Raw genomic sequence first — 23,896 nt, 5'->3', positions numbered from 1 at the left:
CCGAGCACCGGCCGGTGTGCGGGAGTTCTAGAATCCAGTGCGGGTCCGCTCCCGCAGCTGCTCGCGGCTCATCTGCTCGAAGCCGAGCGCGGGCAGCAGGTCGTTATCCCCGACAAAGTCGCGACCATAGGCGGCAGACAGCATGGTCAGTCCAGCCTCGTGCAGCGTCGCGGGCTGCCCGGCGAGCCGCCCGAGCAGGACCGTCGGCAGCAGGCCGAAAGGCGCATCCTCGAGCACATAGCGGCTGGTCAGGGTCGCCGGGCCGAAGCCGCCATTGCCGCGCTGATGCAGCTCCGCATTCATCTCGGCGATGCTCGCGACCGGCAGCTGGTAGGAAAAGGCGTAATGCTCCTTGATCGTCCGCACCGAGACGTCGAAAGCCTGCGCGATCGCCAGGCGCTCCGCGTCGAGCAGCTCCATGACACGCCCGACCGCCGGAGTGACGTTCTCGGCCTGGCCCCAGCGTTCGCCGCGCTCCATCCGGGTGAGGTTGAACAGCGCGATCGCAAGATGGTTCTGCGGGTTGAGATTGCTGAGCGCGATCGCGAGCAGCCCGTCGCGCTTGACGAAGCGATCGCCGAACAGCGCGGTGCAGAGCGCGTGGCCCTCGTCGAGCCCGGTTTCCGGCACGGTCGCGATGTCGATCTTCGAGCGCAGCGAATTGACCGCGGCCTCGGTCGGCGAGGCCCTGCGCCCAGTCGTCAGCGTCGTGCCCCAGGCGATGATCGGCGCGCGGATGCCGCGCTCGGCCAGGAGCCGCGAGAGATAGAGCGCCCCGAAGGAGGCGTGCGAGCTGATGATGACCGGTTGCCCCTCGCGCAGATGCTCGGCCGTCGCCTCCAGCGCCATCTTGTGCGCGTTGCCCGGCATGGCCAGCATCACCACGTCGGAACCGGTCACGGCCTCCTTCGCGCTATGGGCGATGCGGGGATGGAAACTCGTCTCGATCGCGCCGCTGGCCCGCAAGGGGGCCCCCGCCGCCAGCTCGGTCGTGCCCTGGCCGGAGGGCGACCAGAGCATGGGATCATGCCCACTGACCGAAAGCTGGGCGGCAGCGCCATAGGCGGCGGCGCCTGCTCCAAGGATACTCACGCGCATGGGATTTGGGCCTTTGGATCGGGGGACGATAAGGGGCGGCGGCGAGCCGGCGCGGGAGCCGGGACCTGCGGGGGTCCAGGCCTCACGGCGGCCCGGTTGAATCCACTATAACGGAACACGCTCAAGTAGAACCTCGCTCCTGCCGGACCTTCTGGTAGAGCAGAACCATCAGGCCGCGGGCCGGCTGATCAAGCTCGTTGCAGATCGAGTGGGGCACATCCACGGGATAGCGCGCCGTCTCGCCGGCCTTGACCGGATAGCGCGAGGACCCGCTCGCAATGACGAACTGGCCCGACAGGACCGTGAAATGCTCGACCGCGCCCGGCGCATGCGCAGCGCTGTCGAGCCGGCCATGGCCGGCGATCTCGACATCGTACCATTCGACCGTGCCGGCCAGGCTCGGCGGGCTGAGGATGCGCAGCTGGCAGGAACCGTCGGCACTGCGGATCTCCGGCGTATGCTCCGGCGGGACGATCTCGATCGCGCTGCCGCCGGGCGAGGATTCGCTGCCTTGGAGGAGTGCGGAAATCTCGATCTGCAGCCCACGCGTCAGGCTCCAGAGCACCGCGAAGGTTGGATTGGCCTCGCCCCGCTCGATCTGCGACAGCATCGATTTCGACACGCCGGAGACGGCTGCGAGCTGCTGCAACGTCAACCCCCGCGCCTTGCGCTGGCGCTGGAGGATCGGTCCGATCTGGGGGGCGCTCAGCTCTGTCATGCCGGCGGCCTAGTGTGTCAGGACCTTGGTCAGGAACTGCTTGGCGCGCTCGGTCGCCGGCGCAGTGAAGAACTGCGCCTTGGGCGTGTCCTCGAGGATCTCGCCGCCATCCATGAACAGCACCCGGTCGGCCACGCGCTGCGCGAAGCCCATCTCATGCGTCACGACCATCATGGTCATGCCTTCGAGCGCCAGTTCCTGCATCACCTCCAGCACCTCGTTGATCATTTCGGGATCGAGCGCCGAGGTCGGCTCGTCGAACAGCATGGCGGCCGGGTCCATGGCGAGCGCGCGTGCGATGCCGACGCGCTGCTGCTGGCCTCCGGAGAGCTGGCTCGGTCGGCTCGTCAGCTTGTTGCCGAGCCCGACCCGCATCAGGATCTTCTCCGAGCGCTCATCGGCTTCGGCCCGGGAGCGCTTCAGGACATGGATCTGCGCCAGGCTGACATTCTCCAGCGCGGTCATGTGCGGATAGAGCTCGAAGCTCTGGAAGACCATGCCGATGCGCGAGCGCAGGGCCGGCAGGTCGGTCCTGGGATCGGACACCGAGACGCCGTTGACGGTGATCGTGCCGCGCTCGAACGGCACGAGGCCATTGACGCATTTGATCAGCGTGCTCTTGCCCGAGCCCGACGGGCCGCAGATCACCACGACCTCGCCCTGGCGAACGGTTGCCGAGCAGCCGCGCAGGATCTGCAGCTTGCCATAGGATTTGTGCACGTCCTCGACGGCGATCATGTCGTGCGGCCCTTCCTGTAGAACTCGACCGCCTTCGTCGCCGACAGGCAGATGATGAGATAGACGACGGCGACCAGCGTATACATTTCGGTCGGCCGCCCATCGCGCGAGGCGACGATGCTGGCTGTCGTCAGGAAATCATGCAGCGCCACGACATAGACCAGGGACGTGTCCTGGAAGACGATGACGATCTGGTTTAGGACCAGCGGCATCATCGCCCGCAGCGCCTGCGGCATGACGATATGGCGCATCACCTGGCTGCGACGCAGGCCGGTGGCGAGGCCGGCTTCAGCCTGCCCCTTGCGGACATTGGCGATGCCCGCGCGGATGATCTCGCAGTAGAAGGCGGCCTCGAACATCACGAAGGCGATCAGCGCCGACATCAGCGAGCCGATCGGCCGTCCGATCGCCAGCGGGATCAGGAAATAGAACCAGAACAGCACCAGCACGAGCGGCAGGGAGCGCATGACGGTGACATAGGCCGCAGCCGGCACCGCGATGAAGCGATGGGTCGACAGCCGCATCAGGGCGAGGCCGAAGCCGAGCACCAGCCCGCCCACAGTCGCGACCAGCACGAGCAGCGCGCTCAGCGCCATGCCCTCGGCGAGAAAGCTCCAGGAGCGGGCGATGACGCCCCAGTCGAAATCGTTCATGTCGCGGCCTTCCGCAGGGCCGAGCCGCCGATGCGGTCGTCGATGAGGCGCATCAGCGCCGTCACGCACAAGCCGATGACGAGATAGCCGACAGTGGCGAAGGTGAAGGCCTCGAGCCCCTGGAAGGTATAGTTCTCGACATGGCGGCTCTGCGCCGTCAGTTCGAGGACACCGATCGTCAGGCTCAGCGATGACAGCTTGATCGTGATCAGGAATTCGGAGGTCAGCGGCCCGACGATGGCGCGAAGACCGAGCGGCAGCACGACCAGCCGGAAGGCCTGGACAGGACGAAGCCCCGTTGCCAGCGCGGCCGGCAGCAGCGGATTTCCGACCGCCTCGATCCCGGCCCGGACCTGCTCGGCGACGCGCGATCCGGCGAACAGGCCGATCGCGACGACCGCCGTGACGAACTCAGGGTAAGGCAGATCGCGCTTCAGCCAGAGCCCGATGGTTTCGGGCACGATCTCGGGCAGAACGAAGAACCAGAGGAAGAGCTGGACCAGCGGCGGGATATTGCGGAAGACATCGATATAGATGCCCGCGACCAGGCGAGCGCCACGAGCCGGCAGGCTGCGCGCAATGCCAACGCCAAGACCGATCGTCAGCGCCAGGACCCAGCTGACCAAGCTGATGGCCAGCGTCCATTGCACGCCGCTCCACAGCCACTCCCAATAGGGCTCCTGCAGGAGGATGGACCAGTTCCAGCGGTAATTCATGCCGCGGATGCACGGCTAAGCCGTGATCCAGGGACCGCTGCCATCCACCGAGTCCCCATCGAATCCCTCCCAAGATTCCACTATACCGGAATGATGAGATCGGCCGTCGGGGATTGTCAACAGGCCGTCATGATATTGAGCCATGCGAAGCGCAACTGGCCATGGCAATGCCCGGCCGGCTGCCATGCAAAATCCGTGGGGCGCGGACATAGCGTCCTTCCAGTGGCCGGAGTGCCCTCCTGGACCGGCAGTTCACTGACCTCTCCCCTCATTGCACGGCGGAGGAGCCCTGTGCTGAAACCGACCGGTTCGCGATCATCGGCCTCGGACGCTTCGGGATGCGGCGCATGGCCCAGGCCGTCGGCGATCCCAGCGAGGCGCGGGACTGGCGCGACACCATCCTACCCCGGATCGACCGACTTCACGCCGCGCGGACGGAAACCACAGCCTCCGCGTCCGAACCGGGTCACGCTGAAAACTGGCGCGCGAGGCCGCTGGTGGCAGCCGCGCGCGCCTTCTGGATGGCCCCGGAACGATCGGGGCATGATCAATCGAAATTGGAAATGAATGATCGATATCGGGCGACGAAATACACTCTACTGAACCACGTTGAATATCAACAATATGATAATATAATCACAATAGTTTATGTTTCTATCAATATAGACGGTAAGTAATATGTACTATATGAAGATCTATTCTTTCTGCCCCCGTTTTGCCCCCCCCATTTGAAATTGCCGCCCAGCACCTTTGTCGAACTGTCCGAGCTCGTATGTGATGAAGATCACATACGAGCTCGGGTTTTTCAGGTGACACGGACGGGTGAGACTGAGCGGCTGAGCCTGCCTGGAATCCTGGCTACATCCTCGAGCGGGAGAGATTGCAATGTCAGGCCGGTCGCTCCAAAGGCCTCTGCTCTTGCCCTTGTTCTCGTTTGCATGCGTCGCCTTGGTGGCGGCGACCTCTGCGATCGCGGCGGACGCCCCGCAGCACAGGACATTTCAATCGCGGACCTGCCCGGTCTGGGACAAGGACCTGCATCATCTGCTCGACTGGAGCGAGGCGTTCAGCATCCACACGCCTGAACTGCGCCTGAGCATTCGCGCAGAAGCCCTCAAGCTTCGCGAGAGATGCCTGCGCGATCTCAGCATGGCCTCGCTCAATCGCTACGTCATGCTGATGAAGCTGCTTTACGATGACGAAGCGGACGAGGTGGAATCCTACAATTGAGACGCTAAGGACGCTGGAGGCGAAATACCTCCCTGGGCGCGCGCGGCATGTCCCTGGCGCGAATCGCTCGAGACGTCGCCGCCGGGGCGCCGACCGAAGGCGAGAAGGACCGCGCGGCGGGAGATTGACCTACATCACACTGTCATATGTGGGGAGCGTCGATCCCTGGCCAACAGGGACCACAACCATGCGCCATATAGCATTCGCTCTTCTGACAGCCGCCACGCTGGCTTTCTCTCCCGCCCATGCCGAGGATGCGAAACCCTTCGCGACCGGCAAGACGATCGACCTCACAGCCGTCCTGAAGCCGCCCCCGGCGCCGGACTCCGTCCAGACGAAGGCCGAGATCGGTGAGGTCCTCACCATTCAGGTTACGCGCACGCCCGAGATGGAAGCGCTGGCCCAGGCCGATGCCGTCGAGGATGTCTGGCGCTTCGCCGACGTGATGGGCCCGGCCTTCAAGACTGAGGCGCTGCCCGTCTTTTCGGCCTTCTTCGATCGGATCGTCGCGACCGAGGGCGCGGTGGTCGATCCGGCCAAGGACAGCTGGAAGCGGCCGCGGCCGCATCAGGCGAGCCCGCTGGTCAAGCCTGTGGTGAAGGTCTCGAATTCCGGCGCCTATCCCTCCGGCCACACCACCGTCGGGACCTTGATGGGCATCGTGCTGTCGAACATGGTTCCGGAAAAGCGCACCGAGATCATGGACAGGGCCTGGATCTATGGCTGGAACCGCGTGATCGGCGGAATCCATTATCGCTCCGATATCGACGCCGGCCGCATCGCAGGCTCGGTTATCGCAGCGCGCATTATGGAGCAGCAGGACTTCCAGACCGAGTTCGCCGCCGCCAAGGCGGAGCTGCGCAAGGTGCTCGGCCTCTGAGCGATCAGCGAGAGACGGGTTCGGCGGCGGGTCTCTCCCCTTCCGAACCCGCGCCAGCCGATCGGCCAGCAGACGAAGCCGTCACAGCGCCATCCAAGAAGAGCGCCAGCAGCGCGGCATCAAGCTGCCTTACGATGACGAAGCGGACGATGTGGGATTCAACGATTGAGACGGCGCCGATCTGGCTCCGTCCTGGCGACCGGCATCGCTGCGTGCCGCGTCCCGCTCGGCCGGCACGACGACCCACTCCAGTGGATCATGCTCCATCGCGCGCACGACGATCGACCAGGCAGCGCTGTTCCATCCAGCTCCCCTCCTTGTCGTTCTGGCCAACTCGGCGCCCACGAGCATCGGGTTGACGACCGGCCCTTCAAGCAGTCGCCAGACCTCGTACATCTCGCGCCACAGCGTTTGAGAACTGCTCTCGGGACCTGGTACGCTGCGACGGATCAGCTTGACCACCAGCGACCATAGTTCGTTGATCACGACGAGGGTGTAGATGCCCAACAGCCATATGCCGGTTGTTGTCCAATCAAAGTGGAAGGCCGCCCCTATCCCCAACAGAGGCACAACGATAAAAAAGGCGGCAGACGCCAATTGCAGCTGGAAGTCGGCCTTCCATTCGAGCTTCCGGAGCTTCTCGAGGTTGCCGCGGGCCCTCAAATAGCGACCCCGGCGCCATGGATCCCCCGGTTCTTCTGCTTTCTTCACCGCTTCCCCGAACCTAGACAGTTCGTGCGTCACGATCGCATCGACGAGCATCCAATCGAGGACAGGGTGCCGCATCCACGGTTGCGCCAGATAGTCTGCGACGCAGCTGTTGAACTGGTCCTCGCGGAGCCAGGTCTGATAGCGGCTTTCGTAGCCCTCCACGTATCCGCGGCCCGGATCGCGCCGCTGCCACATCACACGCTCGGCAGCCTTCCGGGCCTGGTCTTCAGCCGGGCTGCCCCACCACTGATGTTTGCCGTCGCTCAGCGCCGCCTGCGCCCTCCTGAGGACTGTGTATGACTGATGGAGACGGTCCGAGTATGCCGAGCCGTCGCCGCCTGTCTTGATCGTTTCGGCAAGCGCCCGGATGGCGAGCTGTGTCATGAGCCAGCGCATCTGATGCGCGTCGAAGTCCTCCCCGGGCGAAAGGCGGATGTCGATCCATCGCGTTGTGTAGGCGATTGCCTCCGGCACCGACAGCGCTTCGCCCCGGCCGGACGGGATCGGCACGGGCCTATATTGCGGCAGGATGTCAGCGCTCAAGTCGTTGCACCAAATCCGGGGCGACGCCGACCGTGGTCGGCGGCAGCATGTTGACGCCGCGCTCGCGGGCGACTGATCTCAACTCGCGCGGCGCCATGCCGAAACGCTCCTTGAAGGTGCGGCTGAACTGCGCCTCGCTGCGGAAGCCGAAGGAAAATGCGATGGCGCCCAGCGTCTCGCCGGCGCGATCGTCGCCGTTGATCGCCTCGTAGCAACGCTGCAGCCGGCGTACCGCTTCCGCACCCGCAAGCATCTCCTCGCTCTGCGCGACGAACGCGGCCGCCTCCTCGACAGTCATCAGCCGCCCTTGCCCGCTTTTTGCGTCGCCGGATCTGCTTCGCCGCACGCAGTATCAAGAGATTGCAGACGCGGCGTCAAGTACACCGAAATGTCCCACATTGGACTTCGTCAGCTTTGCTACGACGGTCCTCGGCGCGGCGAAACTGCCGGGGTTTCATGCGCGACCATCTGCACCGTGCCTTGCGCCGGATGTCGGCCCGGATCGAGCACGCACTCGAACGGCGCCGGGCTTGAGGCCGGGCTCGGCGTGGTGATGGCGATTGCGATTGTCCCGCCCGGGCGCAGCGGGAGGGACGATCGCGGATCTGGGTCAACACCGCCGGGGCGGCTCAAGCCCCCCACGAAGCCCCCCGTCAGGACGGCTGGCCAGCAGGCGTTCCCTGGTGAAAGACCATCTGCCAGCGGCCGTCGATGAACCGCCAGATCGAGCTTCGCAGCGTGTGCCGCTCTTCCCGGCCATGGGCGACACGAAAGCTCAGATAGGTCAGCAGGACCACGTCGTCGGCCAGGGATCGGAGAACGAAATCCCTGGCTGCCGGCACCTCGACCGTCTGGGCATTGCCCTCGGCAAGACTTCGGATCACCTCGGTCTTGTCATGGACGCCGCCGGAGCGGCAGAATTCGACAAAACCATCCGCCAGAAGCCGATCAAGGGCTTCCGGAGAGGTTCGAACCGACGGCTTGAACAGCTCTTCCTCCAGCCCCCTGATCAGGTCGAGATCCTGTTTCACCGTGCCCTCCCCGCGCCGCCCTGCCCGACCGATGTCGCATTCACGAATGCCGAGATCTGTCCGGCGTCGCGGAGATAGACCACCGGGACATTGGCGGCCGTCGCGACCCGCTCGCGCTCGATATGCGGTCGCTTGTCCCTATCGAAGGCCCAGACATATCGGAGGAAGCCGAGGAATTCCGCATCCAGCTTTTCGGTGCAGCCATCGGGGAGATCCGGCCGCGGCCGGTTCAGGATGCTGCGCCAGAGGACGCGGGCCAGGCAGGTCGTCCGCGGGGTGTCGAGCCAGATGACGATATCGGCGCGCGGCAGCCTCAGTTCGAAGGTCTGGCGGGAGTAGTTGCCCTCGCAGATCCAGGCATCGCCGGACACGGCGTCCCGCACGCGATCCCGAAAGAGCCCGGGCTCGGCCTTTGTCCAGCCGGCTTCCCAGAACAGGCGGTCGAGATGCACGACCGGCAGCGCAAGGCGCTTGCCCAGTGCTCGCGCGAGCGTCGACTTGCCGCTGCCGGCATTCCCCAGGATCACGATCCGTCGCATCGGCGCAGGCCATTCCTCTCGTTTCGACCTGCTCATACACCAGCGCGTGGACTCATCAGCGCGCAGGCGCGAAGGCTGCGAATGGTCGTGGCCGTATCCACGGCTCGCATCACCTCCCCCATCACTGCAACGCCCACAGCACCAGCCTCGATGCAGAGTGGCGCGCGGTCGCAGGTGATGCCGCCAAGGGCCACGACCGGCAGCCCGATCGCTGCCCAGCGCCGCAGCACGGTCAGGCCCAGGGCCGGGCCATAGCCGGGCTTGCTCGCCGTCGTGAAGATCGGGCTTACCGTGACATAATCGGCGCCTGCCGCTGCTGCCGCCCGGATATCGGCCTCGTCATGCGCGGAAACGCCGATCAGCGCGGAGACGCCGAGCACGGCGCGGGCCGCGGAGATCGCCCCAGCCGATTGCAGATGGACGCCCCGTGCCCCGACCCGGGCGGCGAGATCAACATCACCGCCGATCGTCAGAACCGCATCCGCCATGCTCACGAGCTCATGCAGCTGCTGCGCCAGGCTGCGGCGTTCCGGCTGATCGAGATCGCGATCGCGCAGCCAGATCCAGCGTGCCCCGCCGGCGAGCGCCGCAGAGACAAGCTGCGGCAAGGGCTTCACGGCCTGATGCCGGTCGGTGACGACGAGCAGCCGGTCGGGCAGCCTGTTCACGACCCCACAAGCCCGAGCTGCGGGCTGGACGGCTGAGCCCGCCCACGCCGCGGAATGCGCCCCGCCAGGCGGGCGTTCCAGCCGGCCTCGACGGCGTGACGCATGGCGAGTGCCATTCGCACCGGATCATCGGCCTTGGCGACGGCGGTGTTGAGCAGAACCCCGCTCGCGCCGCATTCCATGGCGATCACCGCGTCGGAGGCCGTGCCGATGCCGGCATCAACGATCACGGGCACGGGCGAGCGGGCACAGATCAGCTCGAGATTGGCCGGATTGGCGACGCCCATGCCCGAGCCGATCAGCGACCCCATCGGCATCACGGCGGCGGCCCCGAGATCAGCCAGGCGAGCGCAAATCACCGGATCGTCGTTGCAATAGGGCAGGACGACGAAGCCCTTGTCGACGAACTGGCGCGTCGCCTCCAGCAACTCACCGACATCGGGATAGAGCGTCTCGCGATCGCCGATCACCTCGAGCTTGATCCAGTTGGTGCCAAGCGCCTCGCGTGCAAGCTCGGCGGTGAGGATCGCGTCGCGCGCGGTTTCGCAGCCTGCCGTGTTGGGCAGGAAGCGGCGGCCGGCAAGCAGGCGCACCGTGTCGGAGCCATGGCCCTGCAGCGAAATGCGACGCAGGGAGAGCGTGACAAGGTCCGAACCGCTGGCCTCGATGGCATCGACCATGATGCGCTGGCTCGGATAGCCGGCCGTGCCAATGAGGAGCCGCGACGACAATGCCGTGCCCGCGATGGTAAGGGCCTCGATCGGAGAGCTCATGTCAGCCCCCTGCGAAGGCACGGATGATTTCGACGCGGTCGTTGCGCGACAGAGGCGTCTGCGCCCAGTCGACCTGCCGGACCACGGTGCCATTGAGCGCGATCGCGAAGCCCTGCGGACCCGGCAAGTCCATCTCGGCCGTCTCCTCCTGCCAAAGCGCCGCCAGATTCTCCGCTGCGCTATCGCGGTCCTTGCCATTGATGATGAGTTTCATGAGGTTGCCTCCAGACAGGGGGTGAAGCGCGCCTGGCCGAACGACGCGGCCGGTCCCGTGATGCGATCCTCGACGAGGAGTTGCTCGATCGCGGCTGCCGTGACGGGGGCGAGCAGATAGCCGTTGCGGTGATGCCCGGTCGCAACGAGCAGGCCCGCTATCCCCGTCTCACCAAGGATCGGCGCATCGTCGATCGAGGTCGGGCGGAAGCCGGACCAGATCGCCTCGACCGGCATCTCCTCGATCGAGGGCAGTGCGCGCCGGGCGCCGTCGAGCAGGGCATAGACGCCGCCAGCGGTCACGCTGTCGTCGAAGCCGCGTTCTTCCATGGTGGCGCCGACGAGGAGAGTGCCGTCGCTCTTGGGAGCGAGATGCACCTGCTCGGTCCAGACGACACGCGCGAGCGTGCCGGTCTCGGGCCTGCTGCGCAGGGCGAGTGACTGGCCCTTGAGCGGGCGGACGGGGATGTCGAGCCCCTGAAATCTGGTCCAGGCGCCGGCGGCCGCAATCACGATCGGGGCCTTGCAGAGCCCGCGCGGCGTCGAGACGCCGAGAGCGCGACCTCCGGCCAGCTCCGGCTCGGCCTCGCAGGCTTCGACCAGGTGCGCTCCGGCCGCGAGACAGGAGCGTCGCAGCGCCGCCATGACGCGCGGCGGATCGACCTGATGGTCGGCCGGGCAGAGAATGCCGGCAACGACCGAGGGCCTCAGCCCGGGCTCGCGTTCGCGGCATTGCGCCCCGCCGAGCCATGCAGCCTCAACCTCGGCGCGCCGCTGCATGTCATGGCGGAAACGCAGGCGCTCGACCTCCTCACGCCCCAGCGCGACCAGCAGGACACCGTCCCGGCGATAGTCGATGCCGAGCCCGCTATCGGCTTCGAGCTCGCGCGCAAAACCCGGCCAGAGCCTCTGGCTTTCGAGCGCCAGTGGCAGATGCTCCTCGCCGCCCGGCTCCAGCTCGGCGGCCGCGGCCAGCATGCCGGTCGCGGCAAGGCTTGCCCCTTGTCCGATCGTGCCACGCTCGAAAACGGTCACATCAAGGCCGCGCCGCGCCAGTCGCCAGGCGATGGACAGGCCGATCAGGCCACCGCCAATGATGGCGATATCGGTGGAGGCCGGCACCTCGCAGGCGACGAGCCCAGGATCGGCTCCGGATCGACGAAGGGTGGTGTGTGGCGGCCCTCGCATAGGCAAACTCCTCGCCCCGCTCGGGGAAGGAGATCTGGCAGCCTCTCGGCTGCCGGCAAGTGCCGCGACGCTCCATCCCTCCGCCGGTATCAGCCGGATCAGGTTCGAAGGATTTCCGCGCGCCTCTCCGGGGAACACCCGGTCTGCCAGCGGTTTCTCAGCCCCTTGCCGGGGATCTCCCTGGAATGCGCGCAGTCTGGAGCCGGGGCAGCAGTCAGGTCAAGAGCCAACCCGACACAAACGCCAGGGGGACCGTGGCTGGCGGGCCACGGGCCGAGAGTGTTCGCGGGGTTATCGAAGCCTCTCGCCTTGAAACGCGTGAGCCGGCTGGAGTTCGGCTCAGGCGCGGTGGCGATGCGGTATCCGCCTGGGTCGTAGCCATCAGGCTCGTCGACCCGAGCCGGCACCAAAGACACGGATCCGTGCTTGTCCGTCGTGGACGATCTTCTTCAGCACCTGCATGCGGCCCGTGCGGGACTCGGTATCGCCCTTGTGCCCGGTTTTCTGGCGGACGCAGCGATCACAGCCGGAAGCCTTTGTCCGGATCCTGCCCGAGCAGCCCATGGACCAGCTCGACGTGACGGCGTTGCAGGCGCGCTCGGTGACGCCATTGATCACCATCAAGGCGCTGCTGAAGCACCTCGCCTGACGCCAGCTCGCCGGCCGATCGCGCCCAGCGCGGCCACGCCCTGCCCTTGCGATGGCCGTCACCCCTTCAGCCAGGCGAGCGGCACCAACACGAGCGAGGGGAACAGGATCAGCAGGACTAGGACCACGACCTGCGAAACCAGGAAGGGCCAGACGCCGCGCATCACCGCCCCCATCGAGACGCCCGAGACGCCGCTGACGACGTTCAGCACGATGCCAACCGGCGGCGTGATCAGCCCGATGGCGTTGTTCATGATGAACAGCACGCCGAAATAGATCGGGTCGATGCCGGCCTGCTTCACGATCGGCATCATCACCGGGGTCAGGATCAGCACGGTGGGTGTGAAGTCCAGCGCCGTGCCGACGACGAGCACGAGCAGCATGAGCAGGATCATGATGATCGTAGGGTTGCCCATGAAGGGTTCGAGCACCCGCGACAGCTCGGCGGGGATATTGGCCTGGGTGATCAGCCAGGCCGAGACCAGCGCCGCCGCGATCAGGAACATGACGGCAGATGCGGTCTTGGCTGCATTCAGCAGGAGCCCGAACAGCATCGCGACCTTGAGCTCGCGATAGACGAACATGCCGATGATGAAGGCGTAGGCGCAGGCCAGAACGGCTGCCTCGGTCGGCGTGACGATGCCCCATTTGATGCCGCCGATGATCAGGACTGGCATGAACAGCGCGAAGAAGCCCTCGACAAGGGCACGCCCGCGTTCGCGATAGCCCTGGCGCGGGAAGGTCCGGACATCGTCCTTGCGCGCGGTGAGCCACCAGGTCACCACCAGCGCCGCGCCCATCATGAGGCCAGGCACGACGCCGGCGAGGAAGAGCTGCGAGATCGAGACATTCGCCGCGACGCCGAAGACAATGAAGCCGATCGACGGCGGAATCACCGGCGCGATGATGCCGCCGGTCGCGATCAGCCCCGCCGAGCGCGCGAGGTCGTAGCCGGCGCTGCGCATAATCGGGATCAGGATGGCGGCGAGCGCTGCCGTGTCCGCGGCGGCTGAGCCGGAGATTGCCGCAAGGATCAGCGCCGCGAGGATGGCGACATAGCCGAGCCCGCCGCGGAGATGCCCGAGGCAGGCCAGCGCGAAGTTGATGATCCGCTTCGACAGCCCGCCGGCATTCATCAGCTCGCCGGCGAGGATGAAGAAGGGAACGGCCAGAAGCTGGAAATTGTCGGCGCCGACGATGATCGTCTGGGCGACGATGATGCTGTCGAAATTGCCCATCCAGAGCATCAGCGCCAGCGCGCAGAAGATCAGCGCGAAGGCGATGGGCGCCCCGACCGCCATGGCGGCGCTGAGGGCGGTGAGGAAGACGGCGACCGTCACGGCATCTGCTCCTTGAGCTTGGCGGCTTCGGCGGTGAGCTCGCCGGCAAAGGCGGCGATCTCATCATCCGAAAGCCGGCCCGTCGCTGCGCGCCACAGCCGGGCGCAGGCGATCAGTCCGATGCCGGCGCTGCTGAAGAAACCGATGCCGTAGACCCAGAGCATCGAAATGCCGGTCACAGGCGCATAGAAGGTCGCGTTGATCTCGGCCTGTTGCCAGGTGCCCCAGAAGAACACCACACAGCAGAGCACCGTGATGAGGTCCGACAGCACGAGGCAGGCGACGCGCCCGCGGCGCCCCAGCATCGCCACCAGCGTCTCGACGCCGAGATGCATGTTCTCGCGCGCCACCACGACCGCACCGGTAAAGGTCAGCCAGACGAACAGGAAGCGCGACAATTCCTCGGAGACCACCAGGCCGGAATCGAAGACATAGCGCAGGACAACATTGCCCAGGACCATCAGCGTCATGGCCGCGAGCAGCGCGACCATGACGATTTCAAGGACCCGGAAGGTCCAGTGCTCGAGACGTTGCATGCTTCCTCCGGCCCTCATTGGGGTGCCGTTTCCTGACGGCGCCGTTCTCCGGCGCCGTTCTGACGGCGCCGGCTCGGTGCTTGTCGTCCGGCCCTCAGGCCCTGACGCTGTATTTGAGCAGTTCCGCCTCATTGACCTCGACGCCGAGCCCCGGGCCCATCGGGACGGCAATGGCGCCGTCCTGGAGCACGAAGCGCTCGACCAGCAGGTCGTCGCGCAGCGGGTTGTGGGTGCGGTCGAACTCGATCATCGGCTCGTTCTGGAGCGGCACGCCGGCAGCCGTGAACGGCACCTGCGGCGCGACCGCGATGGCCTGCAGGGCCGCGGCGACGGCGATGCCCGAGCCCCAGACATGGGGCACGGTGAGCACGCCGAAGCTGCTGGTCAGCGCCAGGATCTTCGTCCATTCGGAGAAGCCGCCGGCACAGCACAGGTCCGGCTGGGCGATGTCGATGCACTGGCCGAGCATCAGGTCCCGGAAGCCGAAGCGCGTGTATTCGCACTCGCCCCCGGCGATGGGCACGTCGATCGCATCGCGAACGCGGCGATAGCCTTCGCGGTCCTCGGGCACCACCGGCTCTTCGAACCAGAGCACATTGTGCTTTTCGAGGCTGCGCCCGATTCGGATGGCGGAGGCCGACGTATAGGCGTGGTTGGCATCGACCATGAGCCCGATCTCGGGGCCGATGGCCTCGCGCACGACCGCCAGGCGTTGGGCATCGAGATCGATCGGAAGCAGGCCGATCTTCATCTTGATCGCGGTCATCCCGGCGTCGCGGTAGCCGCGGGCCTCCTCCGCCAGTTCCCGCAGCATCCGCTGCGTATCCCTGTAGTGGTCGGGGTAGTAGCAGCCGGTGCCATAGGCCGGAACGCGCGTGCGGAAGGCACCGCCCATCAGCGCGTGGACCGGCTTGCCGAGCGACTTGCCCCACAGGTCCCAGAGCGCAATGTCGATGGCGCTGAGAGCCTCGACATAGCTGCCCTTCTGGCCGAAATCGCGGCTGAACGAATACAGCTCCTCGAAGATGCGCACGGGCTGGTCCGCCTCGCGGCCGATGAGCTTGGGCGCCAGCACCTTCTCGACGCAGGCCATCGGCGGCTCCGGAGGCCCGTACTGGCCGCCCTCGCCCCAGCCGACGAGGCCGTTCTCGGTGGTGATCTTGACCAGGAAGCTGTTGCGCTCGGGAAAGGCCGCCTGGGACGAGAAAAAGCGCTTCGCCCCCAGGGGCGTGCGCAGGATATAGGTGTCGATCGAACGGATCTTCATGTCGGCAGTTCTCTGTTTCGGCTTCAGTCGCGGGCTGCGAGGGCAGCCTCGGTACGGGCGCGTGTCGCGGCGAGATGGTCGGCCATGGCCTGTGCCGCGCGGGCGGCGTCACGCGTCAGCAGCGCCTCGCAGATCGCGATATGCTCGGCGAGCGATGGGTCGAAAGCATCGGGCACGCTGTGCTGGACCGTGTTGCGGCACCAGATGATCGAGTCGCGAAGCCCGGTCACCAGCCGCGCCAGGCGCAGATTGGGGCAATGGTTCAGGACGAGATCGTGGACGAGGTCGTCGATCTTGCGCAGCCGCTCGAGGCGCCGCGCGGGATAGACGATGCGCTCTATCGCGCGGTGCTCCTTCAAGGCCGCCTCGATCTCCTGCTCGGGGATATGCGGCGTCGCCTTTTCGGTGATGAGCGGCTCGAGCGCCTGGCGGATTTCAAAAATCTCGAACAGCGCGTTGCGGTCGATCCGGGCGACGAAGACGCCCCGCCGCGGTGAGATGGTCACCAGCCCATCGGCCTCGAGCTTCTTGGCAGCATCGCGCAGCGGCGTGATGCTGATGTCCCAGCTCGTCTTGTAGTCCTCGAGATTGAGGCGCGCGCCGGGGGCAAGCCGGCCCGACAGGATTTCGTCGCGCAGCATCCCGGCAACCCGCTCGCCCAGGGACAGCTTGTAGGCGGGGTCCATCGTCAACGGCTCGGACAACTGCGCGGCTCCATGATGCGAGGCGTTCGCCTGGTGTGAGGCAGCCCCTTGGGGTGCGAGGCCGATCTCTTGATAATGCCTGATGCATCACGTATCAAGCATCAAGAACAGCCGCCAGGAGGCGGCGCGATCGATCCTGGAGGAAACGATGAAGAAACTTGCCCTGACAGTCCTGGCCTCGACGGCCTTTGCCACCCTCGCCGGCGGACAGGCCGCAGCGCAGTTCAAGGAGCGGACGATCAAGCTTTCGGCCGCCGTGCCGCAAGACCACCCGTTCGGCGCCGGCGCTGCCGCGCTCGCCGCCTGCGTCACCGAGAAATCGGGCGGGAAGCTCAAGATCCAGAGCTTCTGGAACGCGCAGCTCGGCAGCGACCAGCAGGCGGTCCAGGCCGTGCGCTCCGGCACGCTCGACATCGTCGTGGCCTCGACCTCGCCGCTGGTCGGGCTGGTGCCGCAGCTCGGCGCCTTCGACCTGCCCTTCCTCTTCGCCAATGAGAAGGAGGCCGACGCGGTGCTCGACGGGCCGGTCGGCCAGAAGATCTCGGAGCGGTTGCTCGGCGTCGGCCTCGTGAATCTCAGCTACTGGGAGAACGGCTTCCGCAACATGACGAATTCGCGCCACCCGATCCAGAAATGGGAGGATCTGCAGGGGCTCAAGGTGCGCGTCATGCAGAACAACGTCTTCCTCGATACCTTCAGCAATATGGGCGCCAATGCAGTGCCGCTGGCCTATGGCGAGCTCTATACCGCGCTCGAGACCAAGGCGATCGACGGGCAGGAAAACCCCTACGCCAACATCTACTCCGCCAAGTTCTACGAGGCGCAGAAGTTTCTCTCGATCACGCAGCACGCCTATACGCCGGCCGTCGTGATGTATTCCAAGCGCCTCTGGGACCAACTGTCGAAAGATGAGCAGGCGACCCTCACCTCCTGCGCGACGGTTTCGCAGGGGAAGGAGCGCCAGGCCAACCGCGAGCAGGCCAATGAGGCGCTCGCCAAGCTCAAGGAACTCGGCATGACCATCAACGAGGTCGCGCCCGGCGAGCTGAAGCGCATGCGCGAGAAGGCGAATGCCGTCTATCAGAAGCATGCCGCGTCGATCGGCGGCGAAACGCTCGATGCCGTGCAGGCCCAGCTGAAGCAGTTGCGCGCCGCGAACTGAGAATCAGCGCACGACGCGGAAGGGATCAACGCGGACCGAAAGGACCTCCATCCTTCGCAAGCGGTATCCCCTCTCCCGCGCGGCGCTTGGTTGCGATCGAGCGGCCGCCGGACCCAAGATCGGTCCGGCGGCCGTTTCCATGACGAGGCCAGCCTGCCGAAAGCGTAGGTCCGTCGATCGCGGCCGCGACGCTGCTGAAGCATCTCGCCTGCCCCATTCGCCGCTATCCGCTTCCGCACTGCCCCAGCCAGCCCCACTGCAATGGTCCGCGACCGTCGCCCCGACCAAGGCATGGTGGAGCAGTCACCGCGCCTCCTCCCGCTCGTTCAGGAAAGCGAGCAAGGCCTCCGCCAGCTCTTCCGGCGCCTCTTCGGCCATGTGGTGCCCGCTCGCGATGGCGTGGCCGCGCAGGTCGGGTGCCCAGGGACGCCAGACCTCCAGGACATCTCCGTAAAGCCGCTCCAGATCATCCCGGCTGGACCACAGGCAGAGCAGCGGACAGCGCAACTGGCGGCCGTGCTTGCGATCGTCTTCGTCATGGACGCGATCGATGCCGATCCCGGCGCGGTAATCCTACAGCATCGTGTGAACCGTCTCCGGATCATGGATGGCGCGCTGGAAATCGGCGAAATTCTCGGGGCCCATGGCTTCGGCCGTGCCGCCATACCATGCGTCGGGATCAGCCAGGAGCGCCCGTTCCGGCTTGTCCGGCTGGGCGAAGAAGAACCAGTGCCACCAGGCCCGTGCGAAAGGCTCCCGGTAGCGCTCCAGGGCCTCGAGGATCGGCACGCAGTCGCGCGCCTTGGCGCGCTTCGACGAGCCGGCGTGATCGGCCCTGTCGGCAGGTTTCGACGAGCGGCCGAAGCCGCGCAGATCGGGACAGACCACCGTATGCGTCCGGGCCAGGATCGGGGCGACGCGATACCAGGTCGTATGGGTTCGGGGATGCCCGTGCAGGAGGAGCACAGGCGGCCCCACCCCGCCATGTCTCACGCGCAGCCGCGCGCCATCGACATCGATGTCGTCCAGCTTGAAATCCGCGAACATGCTTCGCTCCCGCTTGCCGGGCCCGCATCCTCGCGCTGCATTCCGCGCTGCATGGCTGCAAAGGCTCGGGCGAACCGGTCCCTGGGGAAACGCAGCACGAGGGCTGCATCATGCGGCACCGACGGAACGACCTGATAGGGGATGTTCCACTCGCCCAGCCAGCGCTCCATCGCCTCAAGCCGGGACAGGAAGTGTCGCCCCGCCATCGGGATAAGGACCTCGCTCGACCAGATCTCGGCAGCTTCACTGGGGGAAGGAACCATCGCGCGCCCCACGCTCGCAAAGAGGGGCTCCGCCGGATGGCAATCTCGGCGGAGCCCTAGGCCGCACGGCCCGCCGGAGAGCGAGAGGCAGTACGTCGACGAAACGTCTTGACCCCTCACCGGTTCCATCACACGTCGCGCTGCTTCTGCCATTGACGGGACGGGCCCGTTCAGAGCGGACCACACCCGGCCAGGCGCGATGCGGCGCAGCGCAAAGCGCTTTCCGTGACAGAACAAATATGACTGGAACCAATGGCTTAGAACGCGGTTTTCTCGCCGGCGGGGCGTGAGGGGTAGCGACCATGACGACCGAGTTCTCCCGCCGTGCGCTCGTCCCCCTTCTCACTGCTGCGGCACTTCCGGGCTGCGCCGCGCTCCGCCCCGGCGCTCTGACGGAAGGCGCGCGCGATATCCCCTATGGTCGCCATCCCAGACAGCGGATGGATATCTATGTCCCCCCGGGCGGCGGCACGGCCAGACCCTTGGTCTTCTTCATCCACGGCGGCTCCTGGGCCAATGGCGATAGAGAGACCTACGCCTTCGTCGGGGAGGCGTTTTCGTCGCGCGGTTTCGTCACCGTGATCGCGGATTATCGCCTCGTTCCCGAGGTCCGCTTCCCCGCCTTCATCGAAGACGGGGCGCTGGCGCTGCGCGTCGTCCACGACACCATCACCCGCTACGGCGGTGCGGCGCAGCGGATCCAACTCGTCGGGCATTCGGCGGGCGCCTATAACGCCATGATGCTGGCACTCGACAGGAGATATCTCGCTGCCGTGGGGCTTCGCGCGGGCACGATCCGCTCCGCCGTCGGACTCTCCGGGCCCTATGATTTCCTGCCCCTCGACATCGATGTCACCAAGGCCGCATTTGGGCATGCCCGGGATCCGGCCCAGACCCAGCCGATCAGCTTTGCCCGTCGCGATGCGCCACCGATCTTCCTGGCGACGGGCTCCGATGACACCACAGTTCTGCCGCGCAACAGCAAACGGCTCGCCGGGGCGCTGACAAAGGCAGGCGCGAAATCCGTCTCACTCAAGATCTATCCCGGCCTCGGCCATGCCGAAACCGTTCTCGCGATCGCCGCCCCGCTGCGCTGGCGCGCACCGGTCCTGGATGACATCGTCGCGTTTATCAGCGCGCGGGGTTGATCCGATGGCGCCTATCGCCGGCCGAACGCAGCGGCAGGTGGCGCAGCGGCGCTCAGTGCTTGGTCTTGTGCTCGGGTTTTCCCTTGCGCTTGGTCGAGGCCATCTTCTCGAGCTCGGTCTCGCTCATCGATGTCTCCATCGATTTCGCGGCCCCCTTGAGTTCGCTCTTCTTCATGTCTCCGCGCTTGGCCGCGAGCGCGGCACCAGCGGCTTTCTGTTGGGCGGCAGATTTGGCAGGCATGGCATCCTCCTTTCACCGGGATGAACGGGTGACGGCCTCGATCTTGTTGCCGTCGGGGTCGAAGACGAAGGCGCCGCAGTAATGGGCGTCGTATTCAGGACGCAGGCCGGGCGGCCCGGCATCGATGCCGCCATGAGCCAGGGCTGCGCGATGGAACGCGTCGACGATGGCACGCTTTCCGGCGGAAAAGGCGATATGGCTTCCGTTGCCGCTGCTCGCGGGCTGGCCGTCATGCGGTGTCTTGATGCTGAACAGGATCGAACTCACGCCATAATCGGCGGCGCGCTCGCTGCTGCTCAGCAGCCGCAGTCCAAGCTCGGCCAGCACGGCGTCATAGGAGAGGCGCGCCAAGGCGACGTCATTGGTTCCCACCGAGATGTGATCGATCATCGCGCAGCCTCCGTACGGCCGGCGAGCACGTCCTGGTATTCCGGATGGAGGCTTGCGCAGTTCGCCAGGAAGGAGCAGGCCGGCACGATCTTTTCGCCCCGGCCGCGGGCAAACTCGAACACTCCGCGTGCGAGTTGCGAGCCGAGGCCGCGACCGCGCAGAGCTGGCGGAACCTCGGTATGCGAGACCACGAGGTAGCCGTCGATGCGCCGGTAGGTCGCGAAAGCTTGGCCGCCGGGAACATCCATGACCAGGCGATTATGCCCGGGCTCATCACGGATCGATGGCGGGGTCTGGTTCATCGGTTCGCTCAGCATGGTGTCTCCAACGGCATGAACGATGCTCGCGATGAACCCTGCTCGCCGCATGGAGTTCCCTGCCCGTCTCGCAGATTGTGTCGAGACGAAAGCCGAGCAGCTGGGTTGATGCGGTCCCGCTTGAACCTGACGCCGTCGGCTCATGTCTTGCCTTCGACCCAGCGTCCGATCATCTGGTACTGGACTTTCGCCTGCTGGTACTCGCGGTAGAAGTTGAGCAGGTCGCGCAAGGGACTGGAAAGGCGCTCCAGGCCCGAGATGAAGGCGACGACGGTGCCGATCGTCGTCTGCCCCTGGATCACCATCCAGCCCCCGACGATGAGAACCATCAGCGGACCGATGGCATTCGCGACGTTCAGCAAGGTCTTCAGCCCGTATTTGAGGAAATAGAACCGGATCCGGTTGCGGAAGATCGCATGGATCGTGGCGGACTCCGTCGGAGTCGGCTTGGATTCTGGACCGCTCCGGGCCCCGCTCCCGCTCTGGGCGACGGTTTCATCGCCGAGCTTGCGCACCAGCCCGACCTGCCGCTCGACGAGCGTGTTGAGGTCGGCCTGCATGTAAAGTGCGAGGAAGACCTGCGGCAACAGGAAGACCATGCTGATCAGCGCGATCAGCGGCTGGATGTACAGCATGTAGCCGAGGATCACGCAAAGGAAGGTCAGGTTGACGACGAATTCCGAGATGCCGACCCCGACGAAGCCGCCGACACCGTCGATTTCCCGGCCGATGACATTGACCGTCTGTCCGCTCGTGTTCGCGTCGGGCGCTCCCCTCTCGGACGCAACGACCGTCAATTGGTCGCGCGACTTCTTCACGACGCTTTCGCTGACCCAACCCTGATAGACCAGAAGCGCATATTTCAGCGCCGCCTGGAGCAGGACGATGGCGAGATAGAGAGCCCCCAGGAAAAGCAAGGTCCGGACGTCCCGGTTGGCGATCGCCACATCCACGATCCGCCGTTGGAGATCGATCGGCGCGAAGTTGAGCAGCGCCACCGCCATCGCGATCAGGCCGACATAGAACTGATGGGCGCCGCTGGCGCGCCAGACAAAACTGCTCAGCGTCTGGTCGGACGCGATCGCCGGAGCCGACGTCTCGCTTGGCCTGATCCGCCTGAGAAGCGGGAGGAAGATGCTGCTCACGGAAGGGACCTTGTCGACGCCTGGACGGGAGGCAACGAACGGCCCGGCAGACAAGTTCCCCGCTTCAGGGATTTGTCAGATCATGCGCTTGCCTGAACGAGGACTCTCCAGGCTAGGCAGACCAGTTCCATCCACCGCAAGCTTCCGTTTGGAAACTGACATGGCGATCGAGAGCGACTTCACCTCTTACAATCGTCGTTGGGCGCTGGCTGAAGACGGCGAGCCGATCCTGACACGGACCAGCCGCCTCCTCCCGGTTCGTCGGAACGGCGAGCCGGCCATGCTGAAGATCGCGACCGTGCCGGAGGAAAAGCGAGGTGCGGTCCTCCTGATCTGGTGGAATGGGATCGGGGCTGCTCGCGTCATTGAACACCACGATGATGCGATCCTGCTCGAACGCGCGACCGGCAACCGCTCGCTCGCTGCGAAGGCGGAGCATGGAAGGGATGATGAAGCGAGCGTCGTGCTCTGCAGGGCCGTTGCCGAGCTTCACAAGCCGTGTGCAGCTCCTCCATCGAATCTTGTCCCGCTCTCCGACTGGTTTCGGGCGCTCCATGCTGCACCTCAGGGCGGGATCTTCGTCCGATGCGCCGAGGCCGCACGCATGCTTCTGGCCGAACCGCGCGATGTCGTCGCTCTGCATGGAGACATTCATCACGCGAATATCCTTGATTTCGCAGAACGAGGCTGGCTCGCAATCGATCCCAAGGGCCTGAAAGGCGAACGCGGCTTCGATTACGCCAATCTCTTCTGCAATCCGGATCATCCGGTCGCCACAGCGCCTGGTCGCCTCGCCCGACAGGTGGACGTCGTCGCTCATGCCGCACAGCTGGAACGCGGCCGCTTGCTTCGCTGGATTCTCGCCTGGGCGGGACTTTCGGCAACCTGGCTCATCGAGGATGGGGAAACCGACCATATCGCGCCCACCCTTCGCGTCGCGGAGATCGCCGCAGCGGAAATCGACAAGGGTTGATTTTCCAGCTCGGTGCCGCTCAGGCGGGTCGGCAAGCGGGTTGGCGGAAACCACCTTTCGTGCGGCCGTCGGCACGGGCCACTGGCCGCTGATGATCAGTGCCATTCAGCGATCAAACTGACACGCGAGCCAATCGGCAACGTTCGGGCAATCCAAGTGTTCTGATCAATGGGACTGGCCCGTCGCAGGGGCGATGGACGGACCAGTCCTCTTCGCGCGACGAGCCGGGTCGCGCGATACCCTATTCCCGCCCTCGCCCCCCTCGGCGGCACAGGGTTGTTTTTCCGTACGACCGTTCGTATATAAATTCCGCAATGCGGGCGACCCGGTTTTTCACCTTCGCCAGGGAACGATATGGGCAGACACAGAAAGCACGATCCGGAAGAGGTCCTGAACGCGGCGGAGCGGGTCGTGCTCAGCCGCGGCGCGGCTGGCCTCTCGATCGATGCCGTCGCCAAGGAGGCTGGGATCGCAAAATCCAGCGTCCTCTATGATTACAAGTCAAAGGGCGCCGTGCTGGAGGCCCTTATCGGGCGGATCATCAAGGCCGACGACAAGAAGGTGGCCGCCGCCGTGGCGGCAGCCGTCGCCACCCCGAATCCCGAACTGTTCGGCAGGATCGAGGCCACCGCCGCCGGCCAGCCCTCCGAGGACGAACGCGCCATTGCGATGGCGGTCAGCGCGGCGGCGTCCCACGAGGACGCTTTTCAGCGCAGCATGCGCGATTGGCTCTCCCGCGACCTCGCCGCGATCCAGGCCGGGACCGACAAGCCCTTCGCGTCCCTGATGGCCTATCTCGCCCTCTATGGGCTCTCGACCATCGAATATCAGGGGTTTCGCGAATTCGAGCCGTCCGAACGCGCCGCCATCCTGAACGGCATCAAAAGCATTTTTGAACGCATCTCCGAGAATCCGGCTTCCCCATGAATTCCCAATCTGCTTCTGCCCCTTCCCGCCCGTCGAAGGTCGGGGAGCAATCCCTATTGCGCCGGTTTGGCGCCGTCGCGGTCATCCTG

Annotated in this window: 30 protein-coding genes, 1 pseudogene and 1 riboswitch; of the genes and pseudogenes, 7 read left to right on the top strand and 24 right to left on the bottom strand. The window is 65.7% G+C overall.

Going from position 1 to position 23,896, the window contains the following annotated elements:
• Positions 1-27: 27 nt before the first annotated feature.
• The 5 genes from AB4118_RS28500 to AB4118_RS28480 all read right to left on the bottom strand — a co-directional run bounded on the left by AB4118_RS28500 (position 28) and on the right by AB4118_RS28480 (position 3,923).
• Positions 28-1,098, bottom strand: coding sequence for an NAD/NADP octopine/nopaline dehydrogenase family protein (locus AB4118_RS28500; protein ID WP_441492917.1), 1,071 nt, complete (start codon positions 1,096-1,098; stop codon positions 28-30).
• A gap of 121 nt (positions 1,099-1,219) precedes the next feature.
• Entirely contained in the window at positions 1,220-1,816 is a 597-nt protein-coding gene (locus AB4118_RS28495) for a helix-turn-helix domain-containing protein (RefSeq protein ID WP_441492916.1), read from the bottom strand.
• A 9-nt stretch (positions 1,817-1,825) separates the two neighbouring features.
• Complete coding sequence (locus tag AB4118_RS28490) at positions 1,826-2,554, bottom strand: amino acid ABC transporter ATP-binding protein (protein ID WP_441492915.1); 729 nt, start codon at positions 2,552-2,554, stop codon at positions 1,826-1,828.
• A complete protein-coding gene (locus tag AB4118_RS28485; protein ID WP_441492914.1) occupies positions 2,551-3,207 on the bottom strand; it encodes an amino acid ABC transporter permease in 657 nt (218 codons plus the stop codon). The genes AB4118_RS28490 and AB4118_RS28485 overlap by 4 nt, the downstream gene beginning before the upstream one ends.
• Complete coding sequence (locus AB4118_RS28480; protein ID WP_441492913.1) at positions 3,204-3,923, bottom strand: amino acid ABC transporter permease; 720 nt, start codon at positions 3,921-3,923, stop codon at positions 3,204-3,206. Before AB4118_RS28480 ends, AB4118_RS28485 begins: the two co-directional genes overlap by 4 nt.
• A 347-nt stretch (positions 3,924-4,270) precedes the next feature.
• Between AB4118_RS28480 and AB4118_RS28475 the strand changes: the two genes are divergently transcribed.
• The 3 genes from AB4118_RS28475 to AB4118_RS28465 all read left to right on the top strand — a co-directional run bounded on the left by AB4118_RS28475 (position 4,271) and on the right by AB4118_RS28465 (position 6,033).
• Positions 4,271-4,600, top strand: coding sequence for a hypothetical protein (locus AB4118_RS28475; RefSeq protein ID WP_441492912.1), 330 nt, complete (start codon positions 4,271-4,273; stop codon positions 4,598-4,600).
• A gap of 274 nt (positions 4,601-4,874) precedes the next feature.
• Entirely contained in the window at positions 4,875-5,153 is a 279-nt protein-coding gene (locus AB4118_RS28470; RefSeq protein WP_441492911.1) for a hypothetical protein, read from the top strand.
• Between the two features lie 187 nt (positions 5,154-5,340).
• A complete protein-coding gene (locus tag AB4118_RS28465; RefSeq protein WP_441492910.1) occupies positions 5,341-6,033 on the top strand; it encodes an acid phosphatase in 693 nt (230 codons plus the stop codon).
• A 129-nt stretch (positions 6,034-6,162) separates the two neighbouring features.
• Here AB4118_RS28465 and AB4118_RS28460 read toward each other — a convergent pair whose 3' ends face one another.
• From AB4118_RS28460 to AB4118_RS28400, 13 genes are all read right to left on the bottom strand, one after another.
• Positions 6,163-7,287: a hypothetical protein gene (locus tag AB4118_RS28460; protein ID WP_441492909.1), complete on the bottom strand. Its 1,125-nt coding sequence runs from the start codon at positions 7,285-7,287 to the stop codon at positions 6,163-6,165.
• On the bottom strand, positions 7,277-7,585 hold the full coding sequence (locus tag AB4118_RS28455; RefSeq protein WP_441492908.1) for a helix-turn-helix domain-containing protein: 309 nt from the start codon (positions 7,583-7,585) through the stop codon (positions 7,277-7,279). The genes AB4118_RS28460 and AB4118_RS28455 overlap by 11 nt, the downstream gene beginning before the upstream one ends.
• Before the next feature lie 355 nt (positions 7,586-7,940).
• Positions 7,941-8,318, bottom strand: coding sequence for a nuclear transport factor 2 family protein (locus AB4118_RS28450; RefSeq protein ID WP_441492907.1), 378 nt, complete (start codon positions 8,316-8,318; stop codon positions 7,941-7,943).
• On the bottom strand, positions 8,315-8,857 hold the full coding sequence (locus tag AB4118_RS28445; RefSeq protein ID WP_441492906.1) for a P-loop NTPase family protein: 543 nt from the start codon (positions 8,855-8,857) through the stop codon (positions 8,315-8,317). The genes AB4118_RS28450 and AB4118_RS28445 overlap by 4 nt, the downstream gene beginning before the upstream one ends.
• Positions 8,858-8,889: 32 nt before the next feature.
• Positions 8,890-9,525, bottom strand: coding sequence for a thiamine phosphate synthase (locus tag AB4118_RS28440; protein ID WP_441492905.1), 636 nt, complete (start codon positions 9,523-9,525; stop codon positions 8,890-8,892).
• Positions 9,522-10,298, bottom strand: coding sequence for a thiazole synthase (gene thiG / locus AB4118_RS28435; protein ID WP_441492904.1), 777 nt, complete (start codon positions 10,296-10,298; stop codon positions 9,522-9,524). Before thiG ends, AB4118_RS28440 begins: the two co-directional genes overlap by 4 nt.
• Position 10,299: 1 nt before the next feature.
• Positions 10,300-10,512: a sulfur carrier protein ThiS gene (thiS, locus tag AB4118_RS28430; protein WP_441492903.1), complete on the bottom strand. Its 213-nt coding sequence runs from the start codon at positions 10,510-10,512 to the stop codon at positions 10,300-10,302.
• Complete coding sequence (gene thiO / locus AB4118_RS28425) at positions 10,509-11,699, bottom strand: glycine oxidase ThiO (protein WP_441492902.1); 1,191 nt, start codon at positions 11,697-11,699, stop codon at positions 10,509-10,511. Before thiO ends, thiS begins: the two co-directional genes overlap by 4 nt.
• 58 nt (positions 11,700-11,757) lie before the next feature.
• A riboswitch (TPP riboswitch) is annotated at positions 11,758-11,890 on the bottom strand.
• A 190-nt stretch (positions 11,891-12,080) separates the two neighbouring features.
• Complete coding sequence (locus AB4118_RS28420; RefSeq protein WP_441492901.1) at positions 12,081-12,320, bottom strand: hypothetical protein; 240 nt, start codon at positions 12,318-12,320, stop codon at positions 12,081-12,083.
• An 86-nt stretch (positions 12,321-12,406) separates the two neighbouring features.
• Entirely contained in the window at positions 12,407-13,687 is a 1,281-nt protein-coding gene (locus tag AB4118_RS28415; RefSeq protein WP_441492900.1) for a TRAP transporter large permease subunit, read from the bottom strand.
• Complete coding sequence (locus AB4118_RS28410) at positions 13,684-14,223, bottom strand: TRAP transporter small permease (protein WP_441492899.1); 540 nt, start codon at positions 14,221-14,223, stop codon at positions 13,684-13,686. The genes AB4118_RS28415 and AB4118_RS28410 overlap by 4 nt, the downstream gene beginning before the upstream one ends.
• Before the next feature lie 94 nt (positions 14,224-14,317).
• Positions 14,318-15,490 (bottom strand): mandelate racemase/muconate lactonizing enzyme family protein, encoded by a 1,173-nt coding sequence (locus AB4118_RS28405; RefSeq protein ID WP_441492898.1) that lies wholly within the window; start codon positions 15,488-15,490, stop codon positions 14,318-14,320.
• 23 nt (positions 15,491-15,513) lie between these two features.
• Positions 15,514-16,194, bottom strand: a complete 681-nt coding sequence (locus tag AB4118_RS28400; protein ID WP_441492897.1) for a GntR family transcriptional regulator — start codon at positions 16,192-16,194, stop codon at positions 15,514-15,516.
• Between the two features lie 148 nt (positions 16,195-16,342).
• On the opposite strand from AB4118_RS28400, the gene AB4118_RS28395 reads away from it, so the two are divergent.
• Complete coding sequence (locus tag AB4118_RS28395) at positions 16,343-17,356, top strand: TRAP transporter substrate-binding protein (protein WP_441492896.1); 1,014 nt, start codon at positions 16,343-16,345, stop codon at positions 17,354-17,356.
• Positions 17,357-17,659: 303 nt separating this feature from the next.
• Here AB4118_RS28395 and AB4118_RS28390 read toward each other — a convergent pair.
• Positions 17,660-18,403: pseudogene (locus tag AB4118_RS28390) on the bottom strand (alpha/beta fold hydrolase).
• Positions 18,346-18,666, bottom strand: a complete 321-nt coding sequence (locus AB4118_RS28385; RefSeq protein WP_441492895.1) for a hypothetical protein — start codon at positions 18,664-18,666, stop codon at positions 18,346-18,348. The pseudogene AB4118_RS28390 and the gene AB4118_RS28385 overlap by 58 nt, the downstream one beginning before the upstream one ends.
• 302 nt (positions 18,667-18,968) lie before the next feature.
• Between AB4118_RS28385 and AB4118_RS28380 the strand changes: the two genes are divergently transcribed.
• Complete coding sequence (locus AB4118_RS28380; RefSeq protein ID WP_441492894.1) at positions 18,969-19,814, top strand: alpha/beta hydrolase; 846 nt, start codon at positions 18,969-18,971, stop codon at positions 19,812-19,814.
• 52 nt (positions 19,815-19,866) lie between these two features.
• On the opposite strand, the gene AB4118_RS28375 is transcribed toward AB4118_RS28380, so the two are convergent.
• The 4 genes from AB4118_RS28375 to AB4118_RS28360 all read right to left on the bottom strand — a co-directional run bounded on the left by AB4118_RS28375 (position 19,867) and on the right by AB4118_RS28360 (position 21,907).
• The gene (locus AB4118_RS28375) at positions 19,867-20,055 is read right to left on the bottom strand and encodes a DUF3008 family protein (protein ID WP_441492893.1); all 189 of its coding nucleotides are present in this window, start codon (positions 20,053-20,055) and stop codon (positions 19,867-19,869) included.
• Between the two features lie 12 nt (positions 20,056-20,067).
• Entirely contained in the window at positions 20,068-20,445 is a 378-nt protein-coding gene (locus tag AB4118_RS28370; RefSeq protein ID WP_441492892.1) for a VOC family protein, read from the bottom strand.
• A complete protein-coding gene (locus AB4118_RS28365; protein WP_441492891.1) occupies positions 20,442-20,762 on the bottom strand; it encodes a GNAT family N-acetyltransferase in 321 nt (106 codons plus the stop codon). The genes AB4118_RS28370 and AB4118_RS28365 overlap by 4 nt, the downstream gene beginning before the upstream one ends.
• Positions 20,763-20,902: 140 nt before the next feature.
• Complete coding sequence (locus AB4118_RS28360) at positions 20,903-21,907, bottom strand: ABC transporter transmembrane domain-containing protein (protein ID WP_441492890.1); 1,005 nt, start codon at positions 21,905-21,907, stop codon at positions 20,903-20,905.
• A gap of 160 nt (positions 21,908-22,067) precedes the next feature.
• On the opposite strand from AB4118_RS28360, the gene AB4118_RS28355 reads away from it, so the two are divergent.
• Both AB4118_RS28355 and AB4118_RS28350 read left to right on the top strand, forming a co-directional pair.
• Positions 22,068-22,880 carry an aminoglycoside phosphotransferase family protein gene (locus tag AB4118_RS28355; protein ID WP_441492889.1) on the top strand — a complete coding sequence of 271 codons (813 nt, stop codon included), beginning with the start codon at positions 22,068-22,070 and terminating at the stop codon, positions 22,878-22,880.
• A gap of 354 nt (positions 22,881-23,234) precedes the next feature.
• Positions 23,235-23,807 (top strand): TetR/AcrR family transcriptional regulator, encoded by a 573-nt coding sequence (locus AB4118_RS28350; RefSeq protein ID WP_441492888.1) that lies wholly within the window; start codon positions 23,235-23,237, stop codon positions 23,805-23,807.
• Positions 23,808-23,896: the final 89 nt, after the last annotated feature.

The sequence above is a fragment of the Allobosea sp. 2RAB26 genome (assembly GCF_052115465.1).
Taxonomy (GTDB): Bacteria; Pseudomonadota; Alphaproteobacteria; order Rhizobiales; family Beijerinckiaceae; genus Allobosea.
This window is presented reverse-complemented; position numbering and strand designations above follow the sequence as displayed.

Coding starts and splice junctions, on each gene's coding strand:
- AB4118_RS28445 (WP_441492906.1), bottom strand. CDS start 8,857: ATGCGACGGATCGTGATCCTGGGGAATGCCGGCAGCGGCAAGTCGACG.
- AB4118_RS28370 (WP_441492892.1), bottom strand. CDS start 20,445: ATGATCGATCACATCTCGGTGGGAACCAATGACGTCGCCTTGGCGCGC.
- thiG (WP_441492904.1), bottom strand. CDS start 10,298: ATGAGCTCTCCGATCGAGGCCCTTACCATCGCGGGCACGGCATTGTCG.
- AB4118_RS28385 (WP_441492895.1), bottom strand. CDS start 18,666: ATGGTTCCTTCCCCCAGTGAAGCTGCCGAGATCTGGTCGAGCGAGGTC.
- AB4118_RS28350 (WP_441492888.1), top strand. CDS start 23,235: ATGGGCAGACACAGAAAGCACGATCCGGAAGAGGTCCTGAACGCGGCG.
- AB4118_RS28475 (WP_441492912.1), top strand. CDS start 4,271: ATGGCCCAGGCCGTCGGCGATCCCAGCGAGGCGCGGGACTGGCGCGAC.
- AB4118_RS28485 (WP_441492914.1), bottom strand. CDS start 3,207: ATGAACGATTTCGACTGGGGCGTCATCGCCCGCTCCTGGAGCTTTCTC.
- AB4118_RS28490 (WP_441492915.1), bottom strand. CDS start 2,554: ATGATCGCCGTCGAGGACGTGCACAAATCCTATGGCAAGCTGCAGATC.
- thiO (WP_441492902.1), bottom strand. CDS start 11,699: ATGCGAGGGCCGCCACACACCACCCTTCGTCGATCCGGAGCCGATCCT.
- AB4118_RS28410 (WP_441492899.1), bottom strand. CDS start 14,223: ATGCAACGTCTCGAGCACTGGACCTTCCGGGTCCTTGAAATCGTCATG.
- AB4118_RS28365 (WP_441492891.1), bottom strand. CDS start 20,762: ATGCTGAGCGAACCGATGAACCAGACCCCGCCATCGATCCGTGATGAG.
- AB4118_RS28455 (WP_441492908.1), bottom strand. CDS start 7,585: ATGACTGTCGAGGAGGCGGCCGCGTTCGTCGCGCAGAGCGAGGAGATG.
- AB4118_RS28495 (WP_441492916.1), bottom strand. CDS start 1,816: ATGACAGAGCTGAGCGCCCCCCAGATCGGACCGATCCTCCAGCGCCAG.
- AB4118_RS28375 (WP_441492893.1), bottom strand. CDS start 20,055: ATGCCTGCCAAATCTGCCGCCCAACAGAAAGCCGCTGGTGCCGCGCTC.
- AB4118_RS28395 (WP_441492896.1), top strand. CDS start 16,343: ATGAAGAAACTTGCCCTGACAGTCCTGGCCTCGACGGCCTTTGCCACC.
- AB4118_RS28355 (WP_441492889.1), top strand. CDS start 22,068: ATGGCGATCGAGAGCGACTTCACCTCTTACAATCGTCGTTGGGCGCTG.
- AB4118_RS28465 (WP_441492910.1), top strand. CDS start 5,341: ATGCGCCATATAGCATTCGCTCTTCTGACAGCCGCCACGCTGGCTTTC.
- thiS (WP_441492903.1), bottom strand. CDS start 10,512: ATGAAACTCATCATCAATGGCAAGGACCGCGATAGCGCAGCGGAGAAT.
- AB4118_RS28405 (WP_441492898.1), bottom strand. CDS start 15,490: ATGAAGATCCGTTCGATCGACACCTATATCCTGCGCACGCCCCTGGGG.
- AB4118_RS28380 (WP_441492894.1), top strand. CDS start 18,969: ATGACGACCGAGTTCTCCCGCCGTGCGCTCGTCCCCCTTCTCACTGCT.
- AB4118_RS28480 (WP_441492913.1), bottom strand. CDS start 3,923: ATGAATTACCGCTGGAACTGGTCCATCCTCCTGCAGGAGCCCTATTGG.
- AB4118_RS28500 (WP_441492917.1), bottom strand. CDS start 1,098: ATGCGCGTGAGTATCCTTGGAGCAGGCGCCGCCGCCTATGGCGCTGCC.
- AB4118_RS28420 (WP_441492901.1), bottom strand. CDS start 12,320: ATGGTGATCAATGGCGTCACCGAGCGCGCCTGCAACGCCGTCACGTCG.